Origin of the sequence: Stenotrophomonas sp. S39 (assembly GCF_016624665.1) — a bacterium.
Lineage (GTDB): Bacteria > Pseudomonadota > Gammaproteobacteria > Xanthomonadales > Xanthomonadaceae > Stenotrophomonas.
Window position 1 is genome coordinate 1 of sequence record NZ_JACVTT010000149.1, and the last position, 6,877, is coordinate 6,877.

Here is a 6,877-nt window from a genome sequence, read left to right on the forward strand (position 1 = left end):
CCCCCCCCCCCCCCCCCCCCCCCCCCCCCCCCCCCCCCCCCCCGCTACCGGTCCCGCTTCAGCCGTAATCGCAGCGCGTGAGACGGTCATGACGCAGCATGGATGCCCTCTCCACTACGGTGGGTGCAGCCAGCGCGGGCACGGCGCGCAACAACAACAGGCAGGAGACGGACGCATGAAGATCGAAGTGTGGCAGGGCGACATCACGACCCTGGCGGTGGATGCGATCGTCAACGCGGCCAACGAAACCCTGCTCGGCGGGGGCGGTGTGGACGGTGCGATCCACCGTGCGGCTGGGCCGGAGCTGCTGGCCGAATGCGAGCGCCTGCCGGAACTGCGCCCGGGCGTGCGCTGCCCGACCGGCGAAGTGCGTGCCACCGACGCCTATGCACTGCCCGCACGGCATGTGCTGCACACCGTCGGCCCGGTCTGGCATGACGGCCAGCGCGATGAACCGGCGTTGCTGGCCAACTGCTACTGGAAATCACTGCAGCTGGCCGAATCGCTGGGCGTGCACTCGATTGCGTTCCCGGCCATCAGCTGCGGCGTCTATGGCTACCCGCTGTACCAGGCCGCGCAGGTGGCAGTGACCGAAACGCTGGCATGGCAGCGCAGCCACGCGCAGCCGATGCGTATCGTGCTGGTGGCGTTCAACACGGCCACGGCCAAGGCCTACCAGCAGGCACTGGCCGCGGCGGGCCAGGCGGTGGAGGCCGAACGCATCCTGCCGCTGCCGCCGGCGGGTGATGCCGGGTACGCTGCCGCGCATTGAGGTGCAGCAGCGCAGGTGGATGAAAGGCCATCCACGCGTGGCGTGGATCTACCGCTGGATGCGCAGCTCCACCAGGCCGGAATCGCCGCCGATGCTGGATACATCCACCGTGTAGTGGCCGGCCGGCAGGGTTTCCTGCAGGCGCGCGTCGGTGCCACTGCCGCCATCATCGTCTTCGATGTCGATGTCACCGCCGACCACGCGCAGCACGGTATCGACCTGGCTGGACAGCGCATCCACCTGCACCCGCGCCGGTGCGTCCAGGCTCAGCAGGAAGCGCCGGCGTCCGTCAGCATCCAGCACGGTGAATACACTGCCCGACGCTGGAAGCGGGGTGCCGTCCTGGTCGACGATCGTGGCAGGCACCTTGCTGCGCTGGACGTCCAGCGTGAACGCACCGCTGTCCTCGTCATCCAGGGCACTGACGCTGAGCGTATAGCGTCCCGGTTGCAGCAGCAGGCTGATGCGCGAATCGCTGCCTTCACCGCCATCGTCGTTCTCGGCATCCTGGCCCTCGCCCTCCAGCGCCAGCAGCGTGTCGAACACGTCCGAGCGCAGATCGATGGTGTAGAGGCCGGCGGCATCCACCTGCAGGGTGTACGTCTGTGACGTCTCCAGCAGCAGGTCGGCGATATGCCCGGTATTGATGATCGGCTTGCCGTCGTAGGGCTTGAGTTGCTCAGCGCGCAGCCGGAACGGACCGTAGGTGTCCGGCCCGGAGGCATTCACGGCCACCTGGTAACTGCCGCCGCCGTCGGCCCGGAAGGCGACCGCGACGCTGCTGCCCTCATCGGTGGCGCGGCTGCGGGCCACCACCTTGCCATCGTGGAAGACGGTCATCGCGCCGCTCAGCGTACCGGTCAGCGTGATGCCGACGCGCTGCTTGTCCTGCAGGGTGATCTGGTACAGCTGGTGATGGCTGCCATCGTTGAAGTTCGTGCCACTGCGCGAGGTGATCTCGCCGGACACGGGCTTGTCGAACTGCAGGACCGGCACCCGGCCCGACGGCTCGGGCGGGCCGAAGCGGTTGCAGCCTGCCACGGACAGCACCGTGGCGATGGCCAGCGCGATTGCGGTGGTACGCATTGAACCTCTCCCTGGCCTTTCGCGGACATCCCTGGCGCACAGGCCCTGCGCAGGGGAGCAGCAACGATACCCGCAAAAGCAGACGCCGGCATGATGCCGGCGCTGCTGTGTCACGTCATGCAGGGAATGGGACGGCTCAGCCGTTCCACTTGCCCAGCGCGGCCAGGCCGTTGTCCTTGGCACGCTCGTACACGGTCTTCTGGGCAGCGGCGTAGTTGCCCTTCATGTCCTTGGCCCACAGCTTCAGCGCGGCCTGCTGCATGGCGCGGCCGTAGGAGAAGCTCAGCGGCCACGGCAGGTTGCCCAGCTGGTTCATCGCGTTCAGGTGCTCGGTCGACTGCTCGTCGCTCTGGCCACCGGACAGGAACACCACGCCCGGCAGGATCGCCGGCACGGTGCTCTTCAGACACATCACGGTCGACTCGGCCACTTCCTCGACATCGGCCTGCTCATCGCAGCCCTTGCCGGAGATGACCATCGAGGCCTTCAGGATGGTGCCTTCCAGCAGCACGTTCTGCTGGTACAGCGCGTCGAACAGCGAACGCAGGGTGGCTTCGGTGACTTCGTAGCAGGTCTCGATGTCGTGGTCGCCGTCCATGATCACTTCCGGCTCGACCATCGGCACCAGGCCGCATTCCTGGCACAGGGCGGCATAACGGGCCAGCGCGTGGGCGTTGGACTCGATGCAGGTGCCTGACGGGGTGTTGTCGCCGATGTTGATGACCGCACGCCACTTGGCGAAGCGCGCACCCAGCTTGTAGTACTCCTGCAGGCGCTCGCGCAGGCCGTCGAGGCCTTCGGTGACCAGCTCGCCCGGGCAGCCGGCCAGCGGGTGTGCACCCTTGTCCACCTTGATGCCCGGAATCATGCCGTGATCTGCCATGTACTTGGCGAACGGCACGCCGTCCTTGGTCGACTGGCGGATGGTTTCGTCGTACAGGATGGCGCCGGAAATGTGCTCGTTGAGCTTCGGCGTGGTCAGCAGCAGCTCGCGGTAGGCACGACGGTTCTCCTCGGTGTTCTCGATACCGACGCCTGCGAAACGCTTGGCGATGGTAGCGGTGGATTCGTCGATCGCGATGATGCCCTTGCCCGGGGCGACCATGGCCTGGGCGGTTTCAGCCAGCTGTTCGATGCTCATGTATTTCCTGTGGCGGGTGCGGGAAAAACGTAAGTATAGCCCCGCTGCCCGTTGCCTCGCCGTGGAGGACAGGATGGAAACGCTTCCATGTCTGCGCAGGACAAACGGTGTCCTGCGGCATGGGGTCGGAGCCCCTGCGGGGATCCGACCCTGGATCGGCAGCGCCGACCCGATACCGTCAGGGCTTACAGATCGCCCAGGCCGCTGGCGCGGCCGTCTTCGCCCACTTCCAGCAGGCGCAGGGTGTTGGTGGCACCCAGGGTTTCCATGTGCTCGCCGCTGGTGAACACGACGCGGTCACCGGCCTGCAGCAGGTCCGATTCCACCAGCAGGCGGATGCTGCCGCGTGCCGCTTCGCGCGGGGTCAGGCCGCGGCTGTCGAAGTTGATCGGGTACACATCGCGCATCAGTGCCATCTGGCGGCGGGCGCCGTCATGGCGGGTCACCGCGAACACCGGTGCCTTGGCGCGGAAGCGCGACAGGTAACGGGCGGTACCACCGGATTCGGTCATCGCCACGATGGCACGCACGCCCACGTGCTGCGACAGGAACATGGTGGCCATGGCGATGGCCTGGTCGGCACGTTCCAGGTTGCGCGGCGAGGCGTTGAAGTCGGTTTCGGTCTGGAACTGGCGCTCGGCGCCCAGGCAGATGCGCGCCATCGCTTCGACCGCCTTCACCGGGTAGGCACCGGCGGCGGTTTCGGCCGACAGCATCACTGCATCGGTGCCATCGATGACCGAGTTGGCCACGTCCAGCACTTCGGCGCGGGTCGGGATCGGGCTTTCCACCATCGACTGCAGCATCTGCGTGGCGGTGATCACCACCTTGTTCTGCGCCAGCGAGGCCTTGATGATCTTCTTCTGCAGGCCCGGCAGTTCGGCATCGCCGATTTCCACGCCGAGGTCGCCACGGGCCACCATCACCACGTCACTGGCTTCGACGATTTCTTCCAGGTTCTCGATGGCTTCGGTGCGCTCGATCTTGGACACCAGCGCGGCGTAGCAGCCGTGCGATTCGGCGATCTGGCGGGCATCGTTCATGTCCTGCGCGTTGCGGCAGAAGGACACGGCGATGAAGTCGACGCCGATCTTGGCGACGATGCCGATCAGTTCCTTGTCGCGCTCGGTCAGCGCGCCCAGCGACAGGCCACCGCCCTGCTTGTTCAGGCCCTTGCGGTCGGACAGCGCGCCATCGTTGAGCACGGTGTTGATGATGCGGTCGCCCTGCACTTCAACCACCTGCAGCTGCATCAGGCCATCGTCGAGCAGCAGGACATCGCCCGGGCCCACGTCCTGCGGCAGGCCGAGGTAGCTCACGCCCACCTGGCTGGCATCGCCCGGGCCGGCGTTGTCGCTGGCGATCAGGTCGAAGCGGTCACCGGCCTTCAGGTACACCTTGCCTTCGGCAAAGCGCTCGATGCGGATCTTCGGGCCCGGCAGGTCGGCCAGGATGCCCACTTCCACGCCCACGCGGGCTGCGGCGGCACGGACGTCGGCGGCACGCTTGGCCTGGCCGGACGGATCACCGTGGCTGAAGTTGAGGCGCACCACGTTCACGCCGGCGCGGAACAGATCCTCCAGCACGCCCGGCGGGTCGGTCGCCGGACCGAGGGTGGCTAGGATCTTGGTGCGACGCTGACGCTCGAACATGGTGAATGGGCCTCTCCCGTTAAAGGTGGGAAATTAGCACATCCTTCACGCCCCATGTATGCGGTTACAGCCTTGGGGCGCCTGACTCTGCGGGACATCGAACGGACATGTTCCAGACATACGCGGGCCGGCGACCAGGAGCGCCAAAGGTCAGCCCAGCAGGGCCAGCAGCTGCGCCGGCTCGCGTGCCAGGTGGTCGGCACCGGCCTCGATCAGCTCGGCTTCGCCACCGAAGCCCCACAGCACGCCCACGTTGCGCAGGCCGTGGTGACGCGCGCCTTCGATGTCCATGCGGCGGTCGCCGATCATCCAGCACTGCGCCGGCTGCAGCTGCAGGCGCTGCAGCGCCTCGCCCACCAGCTGCGCCTTGCTGCTGCGCGAGCCGTCCGGTGTTGAACCGATCACATCATCGAACAGGCCGCCGAATGGCAGGTGCTCGACGATGCGCCGCGCGTGCGGTTCGTTCTTGGCGGTGACCACGGCCAGGCGGTGGCCACGGCCATGCAGCGCGCGAACGGTCGACTCGATGTCCGGGTAGAGGGTGTGCTCACGCCAGCCCTCCACGTCGAAACGCTCGCGGTAGTAGGCCACCGCCTCCTCCACCCGCACCTCGTCGCCGAACAGCGGGGTGAAGGTGGTGCGCAGCGACGGCCCGATCCAGCCCTGCAGGGTTTCCTGCGGCGGCACCGGGTGGCCCATCTTCTGCAGCGCATAGGCGATGCAGGTGGTAATGCCCACTTCCGAATCGATCAGCGTGCCGTCCATGTCGAAGAAGAGCGTTGCACGCGCTTCCCCGCCGGCCTGCAGCGCGACGCTCATGCGCCGCGGGCGGCCAGCGCAGCCACGGCCGGCAGGGTCTTGCCTTCCAGGAATTCCAGGAACGCGCCGCCACCGGTGGAGATGTAGCTGACATCACCGGCGATGTCGAACTTGTCGACGGCCGCCAGGGTGTCACCGCCACCGGCAATGGAGAACGCCCTGGAGCTGGCAATGGCACGGGCCAGCGCTTCGGTGCCCTTGCTGAAGGCTTCGAATTCGAACACGCCGACCGGGCCGTTCCAGACCACGGTGCCGGCCTTCTCGATCAGCTGCGCGTACTGCGCGGCGGTCTGCGGGCCGATGTCCAGGATCAGGTCATCCTCGGCCACGGCGTCGACGGCCTTCACTTCGGCGGCGGCATCGGGCAGGAACTGCTTGGCGGTGACCACGTCCACCGGCAGCGGAATGGCCGCGCCACGTGCCTGCGCATCGGCCACGATCTTCTTCGCGGTATCCAGCAGGTCCGGTTCGTACAGCGACTTGCCCACGTTGTAGCCGGCGGCGGCGATGAAGGTGTTGGCGATGCCGCCACCGACGATCAGCTGGTCGACCTTGCCGACCAGGTTGGCCAGCAGTTCCAGCTTGGTGCTGACCTTGCTGCCGGCGACGATGGCCAGCAGCGGCTTGGCCGGTGCATCCAGCGCCTTGGCCAGCGCGTCCAGCTCGGCCATCAGCAGCGGGCCACCGGCGGCGACCGGGGCGAAGCGGATGACGCCGTGGGTGGAGGCCTGGGCGCGGTGCGCGGTACCGAAGGCATCCATCACGAACACGTCGCAGAGCGCGGCGTACTGCTTGGACAGGGCTTCGTCATCCTTGCCCTCGCCGACGTTCATGCGGCAGTTTTCCAGCAGCACCAGCTGGCCCGGCTGCACGTCGACGCCGTCGACGCCGTCGACCCAGTCACGCACCAGCGGAACCTCGCGGCCGAGCAGCTCGGACAGGCGCGCAGCGACCGGTGCCAGCGAGTCGGCTTCGGTCCACACGCCTTCCTTCGGGCGGCCCAGGTGCGAGGTGACCATCACGGCGGCACCCTGCTCCAGCGCGCGCTTGAGCGTCGGCAGTGAAGCGGTGATGCGCTGTTCGGAAGTGATGCGGCCATTCTCGATCGGCACGTTCAGATCCTGGCGGATCAGCACGCGCTTGCCGGAGAGGTCGAGGTCGGTCATGCGGACGATGGACATGGGCAACTCTTTGGCTCGGGGACGGGATGCCGGTGTACGGCAGACGGGCATTGTATCGGGTGGCGATGCCTGCGGCAGGCAGAGGCGTACGGCAACAGCAACAGCAACAGCAACAGCCCGCATGGTCGGCTCTGGGTTGTCTGTGTGGGGCCAGGGCGGTGTGGGTGGGCGGGACACGCCGTGAACCCATCCCTGAAGTGACCCCCGGGAGTTGGACACCTGATCC

Annotated in this window: 6 protein-coding genes; 1 reads left to right on the top strand and 5 read right to left on the bottom strand. The window is 67.3% G+C overall.

The window, feature by feature from the left end; translation table 11 throughout:
- The first annotated feature begins 175 nt into the window (after positions 1-175).
- Entirely contained in the window at positions 176-772 is a 597-nt protein-coding gene (locus tag IAE41_RS21385) for an O-acetyl-ADP-ribose deacetylase (protein ID WP_200734478.1), read from the top strand.
- A gap of 48 nt (positions 773-820) precedes the next feature.
- On the opposite strand, the gene IAE41_RS21390 is transcribed toward IAE41_RS21385, so the two are convergent.
- The 5 genes from IAE41_RS21390 to IAE41_RS21410 form a co-directional block, all read right to left on the bottom strand.
- Entirely contained in the window at positions 821-1,858 is a 1,038-nt protein-coding gene (locus IAE41_RS21390) for an ABC transporter substrate-binding protein (RefSeq protein WP_200734479.1), read from the bottom strand.
- Positions 1,859-1,994: 136 nt separating this feature from the next.
- Positions 1,995-2,999 (bottom strand): class I fructose-bisphosphate aldolase, encoded by a 1,005-nt coding sequence (locus tag IAE41_RS21395; protein ID WP_200734480.1) that lies wholly within the window; start codon positions 2,997-2,999, stop codon positions 1,995-1,997.
- A gap of 185 nt (positions 3,000-3,184) precedes the next feature.
- Positions 3,185-4,651, bottom strand: a complete 1,467-nt coding sequence (pyk, locus tag IAE41_RS21400) for a pyruvate kinase (RefSeq protein ID WP_108747271.1) — start codon at positions 4,649-4,651, stop codon at positions 3,185-3,187.
- A gap of 150 nt (positions 4,652-4,801) precedes the next feature.
- Complete coding sequence (locus tag IAE41_RS21405) at positions 4,802-5,470, bottom strand: HAD hydrolase-like protein (protein ID WP_200734481.1); 669 nt, start codon at positions 5,468-5,470, stop codon at positions 4,802-4,804.
- Positions 5,467-6,651 carry a phosphoglycerate kinase gene (locus IAE41_RS21410; protein ID WP_200734482.1) on the bottom strand — a complete coding sequence of 395 codons (1,185 nt, stop codon included), beginning with the start codon at positions 6,649-6,651 and terminating at the stop codon, positions 5,467-5,469. Before IAE41_RS21410 ends, IAE41_RS21405 begins: the two co-directional genes overlap by 4 nt.
- Positions 6,652-6,877 lie beyond the last annotated feature (226 nt).

Excerpts from the sequence above, each read along its gene's own strand:
- pyk (WP_108747271.1), bottom strand. The coding sequence starts at position 4,651 with ATGTTCGAGCGTCAGCGTCGCACCAAGATCCTAGCCACCCTCGGTCCG.
- IAE41_RS21410 (WP_200734482.1), bottom strand. The coding sequence starts at position 6,651 with ATGTCCATCGTCCGCATGACCGACCTCGACCTCTCCGGCAAGCGCGTG.
- IAE41_RS21390 (WP_200734479.1), bottom strand. The coding sequence starts at position 1,858 with ATGCGTACCACCGCAATCGCGCTGGCCATCGCCACGGTGCTGTCCGTG.
- IAE41_RS21385 (WP_200734478.1), top strand. The coding sequence starts at position 176 with ATGAAGATCGAAGTGTGGCAGGGCGACATCACGACCCTGGCGGTGGAT.
- IAE41_RS21405 (WP_200734481.1), bottom strand. The coding sequence starts at position 5,470 with ATGAGCGTCGCGCTGCAGGCCGGCGGGGAAGCGCGTGCAACGCTCTTC.
- IAE41_RS21395 (WP_200734480.1), bottom strand. The coding sequence starts at position 2,999 with ATGAGCATCGAACAGCTGGCTGAAACCGCCCAGGCCATGGTCGCCCCG.